This window comes from Devosia sp. ZB163 (genome assembly GCF_028613635.1).
Lineage (GTDB): Bacteria > Pseudomonadota > Alphaproteobacteria > Rhizobiales > Devosiaceae > Devosia_A.
The window spans coordinates 341,002-356,770 of the sequence record NZ_JAQRMY010000004.1; the positions used below are offsets into that span (position 1 = coordinate 341,002).

17 protein-coding genes are annotated in these 15,769 nt (G+C 66.4%); 13 read left to right on the forward strand and 4 right to left on the reverse strand.

The annotated features are described in order from the left end of the window. Positions 1–148: 148 nt before the first annotated feature. Entirely contained in the window at positions 149–532 is a 384-nt protein-coding gene (locus tag PRN20_RS19880) for a hypothetical protein (RefSeq protein WP_273959378.1), read from the reverse strand. A gap of 98 nt (positions 533–630) precedes the next feature. On the opposite strand from PRN20_RS19880, the gene hemB reads away from it, so the two are divergent. The 4 genes from hemB (at position 631) to PRN20_RS19900 (ending at position 3,300) form a co-directional block, all read left to right on the forward strand. Continuing rightward, the gene (hemB, locus tag PRN20_RS19885) at positions 631–1,641 is read left to right on the forward strand and encodes a porphobilinogen synthase (protein ID WP_273959379.1); all 1,011 of its coding nucleotides are present in this window, start codon (positions 631–633) and stop codon (positions 1,639–1,641) included. 98 nt (positions 1,642–1,739) lie between these two features. Next, positions 1,740–2,231: an RDD family protein gene (locus tag PRN20_RS19890; protein ID WP_273959380.1), complete on the forward strand. Its 492-nt coding sequence runs from the start codon at positions 1,740–1,742 to the stop codon at positions 2,229–2,231. Between the two features lie 75 nt (positions 2,232–2,306). Further along, positions 2,307–3,035: an arginyltransferase gene (locus tag PRN20_RS19895; protein ID WP_273959381.1), complete on the forward strand. Its 729-nt coding sequence runs from the start codon at positions 2,307–2,309 to the stop codon at positions 3,033–3,035. 70 nt (positions 3,036–3,105) lie between these two features. After that, positions 3,106–3,300, forward strand: a complete 195-nt coding sequence (locus tag PRN20_RS19900; RefSeq protein ID WP_273959382.1) for a hypothetical protein — start codon at positions 3,106–3,108, stop codon at positions 3,298–3,300. A gap of 6 nt (positions 3,301–3,306) precedes the next feature. Here PRN20_RS19900 and xth read toward each other — a convergent pair whose 3' ends face one another. The 3 genes from xth to PRN20_RS19915 all read right to left on the reverse strand — a co-directional run bounded on the left by xth (position 3,307) and on the right by PRN20_RS19915 (position 5,659). Then, on the reverse strand, positions 3,307–4,086 hold the full coding sequence (gene xth / locus PRN20_RS19905) for an exodeoxyribonuclease III (protein ID WP_273959383.1): 780 nt from the start codon (positions 4,084–4,086) through the stop codon (positions 3,307–3,309). Positions 4,087–4,113: 27 nt separating this feature from the next. Beyond that, positions 4,114–5,235: a serine hydrolase domain-containing protein gene (locus PRN20_RS19910; protein WP_273959384.1), complete on the reverse strand. Its 1,122-nt coding sequence runs from the start codon at positions 5,233–5,235 to the stop codon at positions 4,114–4,116. Positions 5,236–5,305: 70 nt separating this feature from the next. After that, positions 5,306–5,659 (reverse strand): HesB/IscA family protein, encoded by a 354-nt coding sequence (locus PRN20_RS19915; protein ID WP_273959385.1) that lies wholly within the window; start codon positions 5,657–5,659, stop codon positions 5,306–5,308. 45 nt (positions 5,660–5,704) lie between these two features. Here PRN20_RS19915 and PRN20_RS19920 point away from each other — a divergent pair, with 45 nt between their 5' ends. From PRN20_RS19920 to tatC, 9 genes are all read left to right on the forward strand, one after another. After that, a complete protein-coding gene (locus PRN20_RS19920; protein ID WP_273959681.1) occupies positions 5,705–6,931 on the forward strand; it encodes a deoxyguanosinetriphosphate triphosphohydrolase in 1,227 nt (408 codons plus the stop codon). 31 nt (positions 6,932–6,962) lie between these two features. Continuing rightward, positions 6,963–8,708: an arginine--tRNA ligase gene (gene argS / locus PRN20_RS19925; protein WP_273959386.1), complete on the forward strand. Its 1,746-nt coding sequence runs from the start codon at positions 6,963–6,965 to the stop codon at positions 8,706–8,708. Between the two features lie 110 nt (positions 8,709–8,818). Next, positions 8,819–11,224, forward strand: a complete 2,406-nt coding sequence (locus PRN20_RS19930; protein ID WP_273959387.1) for an SPOR domain-containing protein — start codon at positions 8,819–8,821, stop codon at positions 11,222–11,224. Between the two features lie 75 nt (positions 11,225–11,299). Continuing rightward, positions 11,300–12,097 (forward strand): segregation and condensation protein A, encoded by a 798-nt coding sequence (locus PRN20_RS19935; RefSeq protein ID WP_273959388.1) that lies wholly within the window; start codon positions 11,300–11,302, stop codon positions 12,095–12,097. Then, the gene (scpB, locus tag PRN20_RS19940; RefSeq protein WP_273959389.1) at positions 12,094–12,768 is read left to right on the forward strand and encodes an SMC-Scp complex subunit ScpB; all 675 of its coding nucleotides are present in this window, start codon (positions 12,094–12,096) and stop codon (positions 12,766–12,768) included. Before PRN20_RS19935 ends, scpB begins: the two co-directional genes overlap by 4 nt. Then, on the forward strand, positions 12,765–13,865 hold the full coding sequence (locus PRN20_RS19945) for an ABC transporter ATP-binding protein (RefSeq protein WP_273959390.1): 1,101 nt from the start codon (positions 12,765–12,767) through the stop codon (positions 13,863–13,865). The genes scpB and PRN20_RS19945 overlap by 4 nt, the downstream gene beginning before the upstream one ends. 57 nt (positions 13,866–13,922) lie before the next feature. After that, complete coding sequence (tatA, locus tag PRN20_RS19950) at positions 13,923–14,141, forward strand: twin-arginine translocase TatA/TatE family subunit (protein WP_273959391.1); 219 nt, start codon at positions 13,923–13,925, stop codon at positions 14,139–14,141. 32 nt (positions 14,142–14,173) lie between these two features. After that, the gene (tatB, locus tag PRN20_RS19955; RefSeq protein ID WP_273959392.1) at positions 14,174–14,905 is read left to right on the forward strand and encodes a Sec-independent protein translocase protein TatB; all 732 of its coding nucleotides are present in this window, start codon (positions 14,174–14,176) and stop codon (positions 14,903–14,905) included. Between the two features lie 2 nt (positions 14,906–14,907). Next, on the forward strand, positions 14,908–15,744 hold the full coding sequence (gene tatC, locus PRN20_RS19960; protein ID WP_273959393.1) for a twin-arginine translocase subunit TatC: 837 nt from the start codon (positions 14,908–14,910) through the stop codon (positions 15,742–15,744). The last annotated feature ends 25 nt before the right edge of the window (positions 15,745–15,769 follow it).

Consider the following 15,769-nt stretch of genomic DNA (forward strand, 5'->3'; position numbering starts at 1 on the left):
TCATGTCGCCCAAACTATGGGGCTCCAAATAAGATGGCCTTAAGCCGTAGACTTAAAACTATCTTACGGAAAAAGTTCAGGAATTTGGCTTTACGAGACGTAACCACAGGTCAGAAAATTGTAACCTGAACGTTTCGTATACGGCGGGCTAGTCGTGAGCGCGACGCATGCGGATGTTGAGGACGAACAGAACGGCGATGCTGCCCACCAGCAGCAGCCGGAGGGCGAACCCGAACGCATCCATCTGCACCTCGCGGACACCTGCGAGATAGAGGGCGAGCTCGATGAAGGTGGCGCCGACGAGCAGCACGGCACCCCAACTCGCACGGATCCACAGACCGACCGCGGCGAACAGCCGGGCGACGCAGAAGACGGCGAGGTAGGAGAAGCCGATGGGACCCATCTGGGTGAGGGGGCTTTGCGTGCCGGTCGAGACGCCGAGCAGGCGCGCGGCGTCGGCGAGCCCGAGCAGGAGCGCGATGATGGCGATGATGCGCAGATAGCGGCCGGCAAGTTCGCTCTTGAAGTCCATGGGCTTGGGATAACCCGGATCATCCAGTGCGACAAGCGCGAGCCTTGGCGCGGGCCGATGCGGTTTGTTACAAGCCGCGCGAACCGACGGAGCGCCCCATGAGCAACTGGCCCAAGCATGACATGAGCTTTCTCGAGGGGCGGCGGCAGCGGCGACTGCGGCGCACCGGCTGGATGCGCAACATGCTGCGCGAGACCGTGCTCACGCCCCACGACTTCATCCTCCCCATCTTCGTCGAGGCGGGCACGAACAGCCGCAGCCAGATCAAGACCATGCCGGGCGTGGAGCGGGTGAGTGTCGACCTTGCCGTCGATGTGGCCCGCGCGGCTGCCGCCGAGGGCATTCCGGCGCTCGCGATTTTCCCCAACACCGAGGACGAGCGGCGCAGCGAGAACGGCTCCGAAGCCTTCAATCCGGACAACCTGACGGCGCGGGCGCTGCGCGCAATCAAGGAGAAGGTGCCCGAGATCGGGCTGATCACGGACGTGGCGCTGGACGAGTACTCGTCCGACGGCCAGGACGGGCTGGTCCGTGACGGCGAGATCCTCAACGACGAGACCGTCGAGGTGATGGTCAAGGCGGCGCTGATGCAGGCGCGGGCAGGGGCCGACATCATCGCTCCTTCCGACATGATGGACGGGCGTGTTGCGGCGATCCGCCAGGCGCTGGACGCCGAGGGTTTCGAGCAGGTGGCGATCATGAGCTATTCGGCCAAGTTCGCTTCGGCCTTCTATGGCCCGTTTCGCGAGGCGGTGGGCTCGGGCAGCCGCCTCGTCGGCGACAAGCGCACGTACCAGCTCGATTTCGCCAACAGCGACGAAGCCATGCGCGAGGTCGATCAGGACATCGCCGAGGGTGCGGACATGGTGATGGTTAAGCCGGGCATGCCCTATCTCGACATCGTGCGCCGGGTGCGGGACGAGTTCGACGTGCCGGTTTTCGCCTATCAGGTGTCGGGCGAGTACGCGATGCTGAAGCTCGCCGGGGCGGCTGGTGCCATCAACGGCGAGGCCGCGATGATGGAGAGCCTCATGGCCTTCAAGCGGGCAGGGTGCGACGGCGTGCTGACCTACTTCGCGCTCGAGGCGGCGCGGGTGTTGAACCGATAGGCCGCTGGCGGGAGAGGGATGGGACCACTTTCTTCGCTTAGCTACTTGCACCAGCCCTCATGGTCCCCATCTTTTGCCGCATGAACCAGGGCAATCCGATGAGCGACCATCTCCCCGATCCTTCCGTGGCTCCCGAGCTGTTCGAGGGCGTGCTGGCGCGCCGCGCCGTCGCCTGGCTGATCGACTGCGTGATCATCGGCGGCATCACCATTGCCGCGCTGCTGGTCGGGCTCGTGATCGGCGTCGTGACGCTTGGGCTCGGGCTGCTGGCGCTGCCGATCATCATTCCGATCGCCATCCTCGGCTACTATGCCGCGACCCTGGGCTCGCCCATGCGCGCGACGGTGGGGATGCAGGCGATGGACATCGTGCTGACGCCGGTGCGCGGCACGCCGCTCAACGGCTGGTCCATTCTCGTTCACCCGCTGCTGTTCTGGCTGACCATCTGGATCAGCTGGCCGTTCACGATCCTGTTTGCGCTTTTCACGCCGCGCCAGCAGATGATCCACGACCTCGTGGTCGGCACGCTCATGCTGCGCCGCTCGCCGATGCAGCGGTTCTGGCGCGCCGGCGGCGCACGCTCTGCCTAGTGGAGTAAGTCCTTGTCGGCCATTGCTCCTCGGGGGGTGCGCAGCTAGACTGCAACGGACGCCCGAAGGCTGCCGATGACCGATCAGACGCCCGAGAACACCCAGCTTTTTCTTACGGCAGCCATGCCCTGCCCGTATCTGCCGGGTCGTCAGGAACGGAAGCTCTTCACCCACCTGACCGGCCGTCGCGCGGCCTCGCTGCATCACCTGCTCAGCGACAACGGTTTCCGCCGCAGCCAGAACCTCATCTACCGGCCGGCCTGCGACGGCTGTTCGGCCTGCCAGTCCGTCCGCATCGTCGCGCAGGAATTCACGCCGACGGCGCGTTATCGCCGGGTGCAGAAGCTCAATGCCGATATCGCGGTCGAGGTCTGCCAGCCGCGCGCCACTGCCGAGCAGTTCGGCCTGTTCAAGCGGTATCTGGATGCGCGCCACGCCGGCGGCGGCATGACGCAGATGAGCTTCGTCGACTACGAGTACATGGTCGAGGACACCCCGGTGCAGACCGTGGTGGTGGAGTACCGCATGGTTTCCCGCCCCGGCCGGCCGCTGGTGGCGGTGGCGCTGACCGACGTGATGCCCGATGGGCTGTCCATGGTCTACAGCTTCTATGATCCGGAGCTGGATCGGCGCGGGCTGGGGAACCTGCTGATCCTCGACCACATCCAGCAGGTGAAGCTCGCCGGCCTCAGCTACGTCTATCTCGGCTACTGGGTGAAAGATTCGCCGAAGATGGCCTACAAGGGCCGGTTCCGGCCGCTCGAAGTCCAGCGCGGGCCGCTGGGGTGGCGGCGCCTGGAGTAGGCGGACCGTTCAGCATCAGTTCAGGCGCAGTGTGGCAATCATCGGGCCAATGACCCGTCCGGTGAGTACCATGCGCCTGCCAATCATCCTTGCCCTGATCGTCGTCGTCACCCTGCCCAAGGATGTGCAGGGGTTCGTGGACGACATTTCCAGCCAGGTTCGCGTGGCGACCGCCTCGGTCAGCCGCATGCTGGATCGCAGGGCCGCAGCCGAGCCGACCAAGGTTGCCGAGCTCCGCGTGTCGACGCCTGCGGTCGCCAACTAAGCCCGCCTAGAACGCGAACTCGCCGATCACCGGAACGTGGTCGCTGGGCTTTTCCCAGCCGCGCACCTCGCGATGGATGGTGACGTCCTCGAGCCGATCGGCGGCCTGCGGCGATAGCAGCAGGTGATCGATGCGGATGCCGTCGTCTCGCTCCCAGCCGAAGGTCTTGAAGTCCCAGAAGCTGTAGAGCGGCTCGTCGGTGACGGCGCGGAGCGCATCGGTCATTCCGAGGTTGGTGAGGGCGCGCCAGCGCTCGGCGCTTTCCGGGCGATAGAGGGCGTCGCCGACCCATTGCGCCGGGTTCTTGGCGTCGATTGCCGCCGGAATGATGTTGTAGTCGCCGAGGAGGATGAACGGCTCCTCGAGCGCCAGCCGGCCTTCGACGAAGGTAATTAGCCGGTCCATCCAACTGAGCTTGTAGGTGAACTTGTCCGTGTCGACGGGATTGCCGTTGGGCAGGTAGATGCAGCAGACGCGGATCGCGCCGCCTTCAACCGAGAACACGCCTTCGATCAGGCGGGACTGCTCATCGCCATCGTCGCCGGGCAGGCCGCGCGTGACCTCGTCGAAGCGGTGCTTGGAAAGGATGGCGACGCCGTTCCAGCTCTTCTGGCCGAAGGTCTCGACATTGTAGCCCAGCGCCTCGATCTCGAGGCGTGGGAACGCCTCGTCGACCGACTTGATCTCCTGCAGGCAGACAATGTCCGGCGAGACCTCCTCAAGCCATTTGAGAAGAAGTCCGTGCCGGGCTTTGACGCCGTTGATGTTCCAGGTCGCGATGCGCATGAGCAGAATCCTGTTCGGGCCGGGAGCCTACCGGCCTCCCGTCCGACCGTAAACCGCATCACGGATATCGTAGCGATACTGCCCGCTGCAGCCCTCGTAGGGGGTGTTGGTCATGGAGAGGATGGTGATGCCGCTTGCCGGATCCACGGACCATTCGTGACCATAGACGCCGCCCCAGCGCAGGGTGCCGCGGGCCACGGGGCTGTTGGCTGCGACGGGATCGTCGACGATGGCCGAGAGGAAGCCGAAGCGCTGGCCGGCATCCTGCGGACGGCGGGGCAGGTCGCCGATCTGGTTGCTGGCGGCCGCTTCCACCGTCTCGTTGAGCAGGACATCGCCGCCGCCGGTCCGGATGGTCTCGAAGAAGGTCATCAGGTCGTCGGCCGTGCCGACCATGCCGGCGCCGCCGGACTGGAAGGCGCGGGTGTTGAAGATGCGCGACGGCGAGAAGTTCGTACGCTCGCCGAGCGGGTTGATGAGGACATCCGGATCGCCCATGCGGCGCAGGCCTGGCGGGCCGTCGGCATAGGGCACCGCCAACCGACCGAGGTCGCGGACGGAATAGCCGGTATCGACCATGCCGAGCGGGCCGGTGATGTAGTGCGCTGCCGCGTCGCCCAGCGTGCCGCCGTGGATTTGCGCGATGATGGCGCCGAGCACGTCGATATTGACGCCGTACTCCCACCCCGTGCCGGGCTCGAACAGCAGCGGCTCCTGGGCGATGAGCGTCAGGTTGGCCTCGTGATCGAGTTCGGTCTGCTGCAGGCCGGTGGTGATGGCCGGGTTCTTGTACCCGTAGCCGAGGCCTGACGTATGGCTGAGCAGGTGCCGGACGAGGATACGGGCCTCGGTTCCGTCCTGCAGCTTCGGCCGGAAGTAGGGGAGGTGGTCGCTTACCGCATTGTCGAGGCCGATGAGGCGGCGTTCGACCATGGCGAGGGCAGTGGCGGCGACGATCGGCTTGGTCACCGAGGCGAGGCGGAAGATGGCATCGCGGCGCATCGGAGCCTTGGCTTCGCGATCGAACCAGCCCGCGGCGCGCGCGTAGACCAGCTCGCCGTGAGCCTTCACCAGTGTGACCGATCCGACGATCTTGTCGTTTGCGATTGCGCTGTCGACGACGGCGTCGACTCGCTTGGCCAAGTCCATAGCATGCCTCCCTAATCCGGCGCGGACGCTAGCCGCGGGAGGTCAGTGAGGCAAGTGCGGTCGGCAGCGCTCAGGCAACCGCGAAGCTGGTGCCGCAACCGCAGCCGGCCACGGCGTTCGGGTTCCGGATCTGGAAGCTCTGGCCGATGAGGTCGTCGACATAATCGATCTCGGCGCCGCCCATGAACTCGAGGCTGAGGGAATCGATCAGCACGGTGGCGTTGTCCCTGCTCAGGACCAGGTCGTCGTCGGTCGGCGTCTCCTGGACGAGATTGTACTCGTACTGGAAACCCGAACAGCCGCCGCCGGAAACGGCGATGCGCAGGACCGTGCCCTCGCCTTGCTTGGCCAGGATGCGGCCGATCCGCTTGGCGGCGCGATCTGTCAAAGTGACATTGTTCGGTGCTAGAGCAGCTTCGGACATTCAATACCTTTCCGCCGCGCTCATGCGGCGACCTGGGTAAATCTAATATCGTCGGTCGACGATGAAAAGGGTCTTGGTCGCATAATGGGTGAACGCGCCGCCTACGCCTCCGATCCGGCGCTGAGCCGCGGGCGCCTTCATGGCACCGGCGCCAGCCCCACCCGGTCGGAATTCCAGCGCGATCGCGACCGCATCATCCACTCCACCGCCTTCCGCCGGCTGCAGCACAAGACTCAGGTGTTCCTCCACCACGAGGGCCAGCACTTCCGCACCCGGCTGACCCATACGCTGGAAGTCAGCCAGATGGCGCGCTCCATTGCCCGCGCCCTGGCGCTGGACGAGAACCTGGCGGAGGCAGTGGCACTGGCGCACGATCTCGGCCACACGCCCTTCGGCCACGCCGGCGAGCGCGTGTTGAACGAGAAGCTCGCCGAGTGGGGCGGGTTCGACCACAACATGCAGGCCATCCGGGTGGTGACGCGGCTCGAGAGCCGCTACGCCGAGCATGACGGGCTGAACCTCAGCTGGGAGGCGCTCGAGGGAATACTCAAGCACAACGGCCCATTGGTCGATCGCGAAGGCAGGGCGCTGCGGGACGATCACCCCTTGCCGGCGGGCCTCAACGATATTCCGGCGAGCACAGACCTGATGCCGTGGAGCCATGCGAGCCTCGAAGCGCAGGCGGCCGCGATCGCCGACGACATCGCCTACAACTCGCACGATATCGACGATGCGCTGCGTGCGGGCCTCATCAGCATCGGCGACCTCGTCGACGTGCCGCTGGTTGGCCCGTTCGTGCGCGAGGTGCTCGAGCGCTGGCCCGATATCGAGCGCAGCCGGCAGGCGCATGAGGTACAGCGCCGGCTGATTACGGCGCAGATCGAGGATGTCATAGCGGAGAGCGAGAGGCGCATTGCCGAGGCGGGGCCGAAGTCTGCTGACGATGTGCGGTTCGCCGGGCTTACGCTTATCGCCTACTCCCCGCCCGTCGCAGAGGCCGAGCGGGGGCTGAAGCGCTTCCTGTTCGACAATGTCTATCGCAGCGAACCGGTGATGGAGCCGGTCCGGCGCAGCCAGAGCGTGGTGTCCATGCTGTTCGACCACTACATGGCCGCCGGGGACATGCCCGGGCGCTGGGCCGAAGCGGCGCGCGATGCGCCCGATCGCGGGGCGCGGGCGCGCCTCGTCGCCGACTTTGTGGCCGGGATGACCGATCCCTATGCGCTCGAGCAGCACTCGCGGCTGTTTGACGGGGCTGGGGCTTTGGGGTAGGGGCACCGGACCCTTCCCAAAAGGCACTGAAATGAACGTTTTCGCGTTGTTCGCCACCCGCGTCGCCGACGCCCTCAAGGGGCTCTATCCCTCGATCACCGAGGAAGCACTGTCGCGCATCGTGGTCGAGCCGCCGCGAGATGCCGCACACGGCGACCTGTCGAGCAACGCTGCGATGGTCGTAGCCAAGCCGCTGGGCAAGAACCCGCGGGACGTGGCGTCGGCACTCGCCGATCATTTCAAGGCGGACAAGGACGTCGCTTCCGTCGAGGTTGCCGGCCCCGGCTTCCTCAATTTCCGGCTCGAGACACCGATCTGGCACGATGTGCTGAAGTCCGTCGCGGCCCAGGGCGCCGAATTCGGCAAGTCCAACGTCGGCAAGGGCGAGCGGGTGAATGTCGAGTACGTCTCGGCCAACCCGACCGGACCGATGCATGTCGGCCATACGCGCGGCGCCGTGTTCGGCGACGCGCTGGCCTCGCTCATGGCCTACTCGGGCTACGATGTGACGCGCGAGTACTACATCAACGATGCGGGCAGCCAGATCGATACGCTGGCCCGCTCGACCATGCTGCGCTACCGCGAGGCGCTGGGCGAGACCATCGAGATTCCGTCGGGCTTCTATCCAGGCGACTACCTCGTCCCGGTGGGGCAGGCGCTGAAGGCCGAATTCGGCAGCACGCTGCTCGACAAGCCCGAGGCTGAGGCGCTCGCCCTCGCCAAGGACCGTGTGCTGGCCGCGATGATGGACCTGATCCGGGCCGATCTCGCCAAGCTCAACATCCACCACGACGTGTTCTTCTCGGAGCGCCAGCTGCACGGGCAGGGCGGCGAGGTCGACACCACGCTCGACTGGCTGCGCAGCCAGGACATGGTCTACCAGGGCCGGCTCGAGCCCCCGAAGGGCAAGACGCCGGAGGATTGGGAGGACCGCGAGCAGACGCTGTTCCGGGCCACCAACTACGGCGATGACGTCGATAGGCCGCTGGTGAAGTCGAACGGCGCCTACACCTACTTTGCCGCCGATATCGCGTACCACCGCAACAAATACCTGCGCGGCTTCAAGCACATGGTCAATGTGCTCGGCGCCGACCACTCGGGCTACGTTAAGCGCCTGCAGGCGGCGGTGAAGGCCGTCTCGCACGGCGAGGCCGACATCGACGTGCGCATCTGCCAGCTGGTGCGGCTGCTCAAGAACGGCGAGCCGTTCAAGATGAGCAAGCGCTCGGGCGACCTCGTGCAGCTCTCGGACGTGGTCGAGGAAGTCGGCTCGGACGCGACCCGCTTCATGCTGCTCTACCGGCGCAACGATGCCGCGATGGATTTCGACTTCGCCGTGGTGAAAGAGCAGACCCGGGACAACCCGGTGTTCTACGTCCAGTACGCGCATGCCCGGACTTACTCGGTGTTCCGCAAGGTCGCCGACGAGCTGCCCGATCTCGACGTGACGCCGGCTGCCCTCGCCAAGGCCGATCTTTCGCTGCTTTCGAGCGAGGCCGATCTCGAGCTGATCAAGGCGCTGGCGCAGTGGCCGCGCATCGTTGCTTCGGCGGCCGACGCGCATGAACCGCACCGAGTCGCGTTCTATCTCTACGAGCTCGCCAGTGCCTTCCACGGCTTCTGGGCGAAGGGCAATCAAGATGTTGCCTTACGCTTTGTTAACGCCGATGATTCAAAGCTGACGGCGGCCCGACTCGCCCTTGTCGCGGCTGTCCGTCAGGTGCTCGTCAACGGCTTGAACCTGCTCGGTGTTTCGGCTCCGGAGGAGCTTTCATAATTCGGGCGTATTGGTTGGTAGAGTGGCCGGCTCGCTTCAGGGGGTCGCCTCGGGCACCGAAGAGTACGAGTTGAAGGGCGCTGCTAACGATGACAGCGAGACCACAGCACATGCCTGATGGCCAGGATAAATCCGACGACCTGATTGCCGAGCTCGCCAAGCTGATGGCAAGCAATGCAGGGTCTGCCGAACCCGAGGCCCGTCCGGCGCCCAAGCTGGTCACGCTGCCCGAGGATAACCCGGCGCCGCCTCCACATGTGCGCATTCCCGGCATGGATGCGCCGGTTGCTGCGCCTGCGCCCGTAGTCAGTGCGCCCCAGCAGGCCGTGAGGTCTGCTCCGAATCCGGCCCCGATCCCGAGCGGGGTGCTGCGCATTCCGGGGATGGACCAGCCGGCGGCCGCCGCACCGGCGCCCGTCGTCACGGCGCCGTCCGTTGCGCCTGCGCGTCCCGCGGCATCGTTCGATTTCGGCACGATGCCGACGACGTCGACGTTCAAGCCCGAGCCCATGGCCAACTGGCAGGATCGCGAGATTCCGCGTCCGGTTGCTTCGCGTCCGGCACCTGTTCCGGTTATCGAGCTGCCGAAGGCCGCCGCCCAGGCTCCTGGCCGAGCCGTCGATCCGATGGCGGAACTCGAGGCCGAGTTCGCGGCGACCAGGAGCCAGCCCACGCCGGCTCCGGTCGAACCCGTGGTGTCTGCGCCGCGGCCCATGTCGGCTCCGGCGGTGTCGCCGATGATCCAGGCTGCGAAGGCTTCTCCGGCCGCAGACAATTTCGATTTCGATTTTGGCTTCGATACCGAGCCGCCCGTGGCGATTTCGCCCAAGGCGAGCGTGCCTGCTCCGGCTCCCGTGCGTCCGGCTCCTGCCCCGGCACCGTCGTCGGGTGACCCAATTGCCGACCTGATTGCCGCCGAGCTCGACTCGGCCGAGGCGGAGATCCATGACGCGCCCGAACCGGCGCCGCAGCCCACACCGCGCAGCTTCCCGCAGCCTGCCGCCGCGCCGGCGCCGCGGCCGCCGGTGAACTCCGGGGTATTCCGCGGTCCGGCTGGTCCGATCAATGCCCAGGCCGCCGGTGTGCGGCCGGAAGACCATTTCGGCGTTGCGCCGGTGTTCGGGCCGACCAGCAAGGTGCCGGCCCAGAAGCCGCAGGCGCCTATCGATCGCGATCCGATGGACGAGATCGAGAGCCTGATCGGCGAGGCCGTGCGTGTCGAGCTGACTTCCGACCAGCCGGAACCGGCACAGCTCATGGCGCCCGCTCCTGTCGCGCGTGAGCCGCAGCCTGCGCCCATCGTTCCGCCGCTGACCGCAGGTCTGCCGCCGCGTCGTGCGTCGCTCAAGGATACCGAGCCGCAGATTCCGTCGGCCGAGGCCGCCATCCTCGCGGCTGCCGCCGCCAGCGGCGCCGAGGTTGGACGGATCGACAGCATCGCGGCCGAAAAGAACCCGTACAAGCGCATCAAGGCCAAGCCGGAGCGCAGTGCCAACGGCCTGCGGCCGTATATCGGCATGGCGGTGGCGGGCACGCTGCTGCTTGCGGCCGGCTTCGGCCTCTACTGGGTCCTTGGCATGGGCCGGCCCGGCGACACCGAAGCCCCGGTCCTGCAGGCCGATTCCGCGCCGGTAAAGGAGGCGCCGCCGCCGGCGCCGAGCACCACCGGCAACCAGGGCTCCGTCGTCTTCAACGAACTGGACGGCAACAGCGCTGCGGCCATCGGCAACGAACAGCTCGTCTCCCGCGACGATAGCGAAGCGACCAGTGTCGCCGACGTTGCCCAGACCGTCGGGGACGGTGGCGGCGCGGCCAGCGAGAGCGAACTCGCCAACCGCAAGGTCCGCACCGTGACCGTGCGGCCGGATGGCACGATCGTTTCGGGCGACGAGGCGGTCGCCGGCAATGAAGAGCTTCCGGTGGATCGTCCGGCCGTTCCGGACATGCCGGGATCCGACGTGCAGCCGTCCGAACTGCTGGCAGCCGTGCCGGGCGCGGTCGATGTGAATTCACCTGCTATTGCAGACCCGAACCAGGTCTCGGCGCTGATCGAGGCTCCGGCTGCTGGCACGGCGCCTGCGACGATCAACCCGAGCATTGTTGCCCCGATCCCGGTGGCCCGGCCCGCCGACCGTTCCGTTCTGGGCGGTGGCGCGAACCAGCGGACGGCCGTCGCGGCGCAGCCGCAGCCGTTGCAGACGACAGAGCTGCTGCAGCCTCAGCAGCCAGTTGCTGTGCAGCAGCCGGTATCAACTGCGTCGGTTGGCGGCAGCGGACCTTACGTCCAGTTGAGCTCGCAGCCGACCGAGCCGGACGCGCAGGCGTCGCTGCGGGCGACGCAGAACCGCCTGTCGGGGCTGCTGGCTGGGCGCAACCTCGCGATCCGTCCGGTCGACCTGGGTGCCAAGGGCACCTGGTATCGCGTCGTGCTGCCGGTCGATTCCTTCCCGGAAGCGACCCAGACCTGCGCAAGCCTGAAGGCGAATGGTGTCGACTGCGTGCCGATTGGCGGTTGATCGACGCCCCGACTTCCTTGACGCCCATACCCATTGGGGACCAAATCCGCTCGTGAAGAGCGGATTTTCGGCGTTATGAGCGACACACCGGCAGATTGGTTCGCAACGCCCGACGCACCTCGCGAGGACGAGGTGCTCTATGTCGACGTTGCCGGGTACGAGGGGCCGCTCGACCTGCTGCTCGACCTGGCCCGCCGCCAGAAGGTGGACCTGGGCAAGATCTCAGTCCTCGCGCTGGCGGAGCAGTATCTCGGCTTCATCCAGACCATCCGCGATCGCCGCATCGAGGTTGCCGCCGACTATCTCGTGATGGCGGCCTGGCTGGCCTACCTCAAGAGCCGGCTGATGGTGCCGCAGGCGCCAAGCGACGACGAGCCGTCGGGCGAGATGATGGCGGCACTGCTGCAGTTCCGCCTGAAGCGGCTCGAAGCGATGCGGAAAGCGGCCATGCAGCTCGTCAACCGGCCGCGCCTTGCGCGCGACGTTTTCGCGCGCGGCCAGCCCGAGCCGGTGATGATCGAGCGGCGGAACCTGTGGGAGGCGTCGCTCTACGATTTGCTGAAGGCGTATGCGAATGGCCGGGAGCGCGGCGTCCCGCAGGACTACCACCTGTTCGAGCGCACGGTCTGGTCGCTGCAGGAGGCCCGCGAGATCCTGACGCGGCTGATCGGCGAGAACATGGACTGGGTGCCACTGGACGCCTATCTGGACCAGTTCCTGAGCGATCCGGCGCAGCGGAAGACCGCGACGGCCTCGAGCTTCGCCTCCAGCCTTGAATTGGCCCGGCAAGGGCAAATAGAACTGCGCCAGACCCTGACCTTCGGCCCGCTGTTCATGCGCCGCAGGCAGCAGGACGGAAAGAAGCCTTCATGACGGACACGTCCGCCACCGGATCGGAAATCGACGAGCATGGCGAGGTCGGAGAGCGCAATCTCCGCATCCTCGAAGCCATCATGTTCGCGTCGGCCGAGCCGCTTTCGCCGGCCGAGATCGCCCCATACCTGGGGGAGGGGGCCGACGTGCCGCTTCTGCTCGAGAGGCTGGCCGCGAGGTATGCCGGCCGGGGCGTGAACCTCGTGCGCCGCGGTGACAAGTGGGCCTTCCGGACAGCCGACGATCTCTCGTTCCTGCTGCGGCGCGAGCAGACGGAGAGCCGCCAGCTTTCCCGCGCCGCGCTCGAGACGCTGGCCATCATTGCCTACCACCAGCCGGCGACGCGTGCCGAGGTGGAGGAGGTGCGCGGTGTCGCCAGCGGCGGCGGGACGTTCGACGTGCTGATGCAGACCGGCTGGATCCGGATGCGTGGGCGGCGGAGGACGCCTGGGCGGCCGGTGACCTATGGCACGACCGAGGCCTTCCTCGATCATTTCGGGCTCGAGGGCATCACCGACCTGCCGGGGCTGGAGGAGTTGAAGGGCTCGGGCCTGCTGTCGAGCCGGCTGCCGCCGGCCTTCCAGGTGCCGTTGCCATTCGATGGCCCCTTGCGTGATGACGAGGATCCGCTCGATCCCGACGACCAGGGCGAAAGCGACCCGGTAGAATGACCGATACCGAAGAGTTCGAGGACTGGGGCCCGCGCGGCACCGCTGGCGTCGCGTTTGCCGGAGCGCTGAAGTTCGACCATGTCGACGTGACGCTGGGCGGCCGGCCGGTGCTGCGCGACTTCTCGCTGGCCCTCGTGCCGGGGGAGATCGTCTGCCTGCTGGGCGAGAGCGGATCGGGCAAATCCACGATCCTGCGCGTCGCGGCCGGCATCCAGCGGATCGATGCGGGTACGGTGAGCATCAATGACGAGGTGGTGTCGGGGCCGGGCGTCCATGTGAAGCCCGACCGGCGCGGCATCGGACTGATGTTCCAGGATTTCGCACTGTTCCCACACCTGACGCTGCTGCAGAACGTGACCTTCGGGCTGCGCAGGTTGGGCCGGGGTGCTGCGTTGACGCAAGCGCGCCAGGCCCTCAAGCGGGTCGGGCTTGAAGACCGGGAGGACGATTACCCGCATCGGCTCTCGGGTGGGCAGCAGCAGCGATTGGCGCTCGCCCGCTCGATCGCGCCGCGGCCGGGGATCCTGATGCTGGACGAGCCGTTCTCCAGCCTCGATGCGCGGCTGCGCGAGACGGTGCGCAACGAGACGCTGGCGGTGCTGCGCGAGACGCATGCCACGACGATCATCGTGACCCATGACCCCGAAGAGGCGATGCTCCTCGGCGACCGGATCGCCTTGCTGCGGCACGGCAGACTGGCGCAGATCGATACGGCGTCCGCCATCTACAATCGTCCGGTCGATCTCAATGCCGCACGTTTCTTCTCGCCGCTGAGCGAGATCGAGGCCCGCGTCGTGGGCGGGAGCGTCGACACACCGCTGGGCGCCTTGCCGGCGCCGGCCTATGCCGACGGCACAGCTGTGACGGTTGCGATCCGGCCGATCGGCAGCCTCGATGTCAGGACGGAGGGGCCCGGGGTTCCCGGCCGAGTTCTGGCGAAGCGGGACGCCATCGGCATCGATCTGTGCGAGGTAAGCGTCGCGGGGCTCGACCGGCCTATTCAGTTGCGGCGGCGGTCAGATCGCAATCTCAAGGTCGGTTCCGACGTTTTCCTGAGCCTGAACCCGGAACACGTCCTTGTGTTCGCCAAGGATTAAACCTATTTGTCTGCGCTAACGGTGTAGACTACGCGTTCGAATATCGGAGACCAACGTATGCACGCGCCAGGCATTTGGGGCATCATTGTTGTAGCGATCGTCGTGATCCTGCTGTTTGGACGCGGCAAGATCGCGGGCCTCATGGGCGAAGTCGCCTCGGGCATCAAGTCCTTCCAGAAGGGCATGCGCGACGAGGAAACCAAGCCCACCCCGCAGATCGATGCCCAGGCCAGTGCCGAGCCGACCCGCGAAACCGAAAAGGCCAAGGACGCCTGATCGTCTGACGGCCGCTCTCGGGAGCCCACCACATGCTCGGCGTCGGCTGGCTGGAAATGCTGTTGATTGGGATCGTGGCGCTTATCGTCATCGGTCCCAAGGAACTGCCGGCGGTAATGCGCCGCATCGGGCAGTTCGCCGGAACCATCCGGCGGATGGGGCAGGACTTCCAGCGTGAGCTCAACAAGACGACCGGGCTCAACGAGATCACCAATCTCAGGAACTCCGTGACGCAGCCGCTGAAGGCGACTGCGGATGCGATCCGCAAGGAGTTCAACACGACAACGTCCACCGGGCAGGTTCAGCCTTCCGGTGCGATCAAGCCGGCCGATCCCAAGGTCGAGAGCGTGGTCGACGAGATCAAGGCCGCCGCCGGGATGACCGCGCCGGCCGCTGCCGCTGCCACGACGACGGGTGCTGCGACCCCGGTGGCCGCGAGTACACCTGCTGCCGCTAAGGCCCCGGTCAAGGCTGCCCGCCCCGCACGGATCAAGGCGCCGAGCGAGAGCACCGTTGCGACGGCCGACATTCCGGCCGCCAAGAAACCGACAAGGGCGAAGAAGCCGATCGAATCTCCGGCGCCGGTCGAAGCTATCGCGCCAGCCAAGAAGCCGGCCGCGAAGAAGGCGGCGCCCAAGCAGGCTGCCGTTGCTGATCCGGCGCCCGCGGCGAAGCCTCCGGCCAAGAAGCCCGCTGCGGTCAAGAAACCTGCCGCCAAGAAGCCCGCCGCCGAGAAGCCGGCCGTTGCCAAGAAGACCACGTGACGATGGCCGAGCAGACCAAACTCGAACCGCCCAAGCCTGAGACCGAGGCCCCCGATGAGCTTGCGGGCAGCGAAGCCCCACTGCTCGATCACCTGATCGAACTCAGGAAGCGGCTGATCCGATCGCTTCTGGTGATCGTCGGCCTGCTGATCGCCTGTTTCTTCGTTGCAGGTCCGATCTTCGACATCCTCGTCCAGCCTTATCGCGAGGCGGTGGCTCCCCAGCCGGTGGAGCTGATCTACACCGCGCCGCAGGAATTCTTCTTCACGCAGCTGAGCCTCGCCTTCTTCGGCGCGATCTTCCTCGGCTTCCCGTATCTTGCGGTCGAGATCTACGGCTTTGTCGCTCCGGGGCTCTACAAGAAGGAACGCAAGGCCTTCATCCCGTACCTGATCGCAACGCCGATCTTCTTCCTGCTCGGCGCGGCCATGGTCTACTTTGCCGTGCTCCCGCTCGCCATGCGGTTCTTCCATTCGATGGAGACGGGCGAGATCAGCATGCTGGTCAAGGTCAGCGAGTACCTTGGCCTCGCCATGACGCTGATCATTGCGTTCGGCCTCTGCTTCCAGCTGCCGGTGATCCTGACGCTCCTGGCGCAGATCGATCTCATCTCGAGCGGTACGCTCAAGAAGGGCCGCCGCTACGCCATCGTCGCCATCCTGGTGTTTGCCGCGTTCATCACGCCGCCCGACCCGATCTCGCAGATCGGATTGGCGCTGCCGATGTACCTGCTCTACGAGCTCTCGATCTGGTCGGTCATGTGGATCGAGAAGCGTCGCGCCAAGACCCTCGCCGCCGCCGAGGGCGAAGGCACGGACACGACCACCACCCCCACCTGAGCCAGCCTGCCATGATTGTGGCACG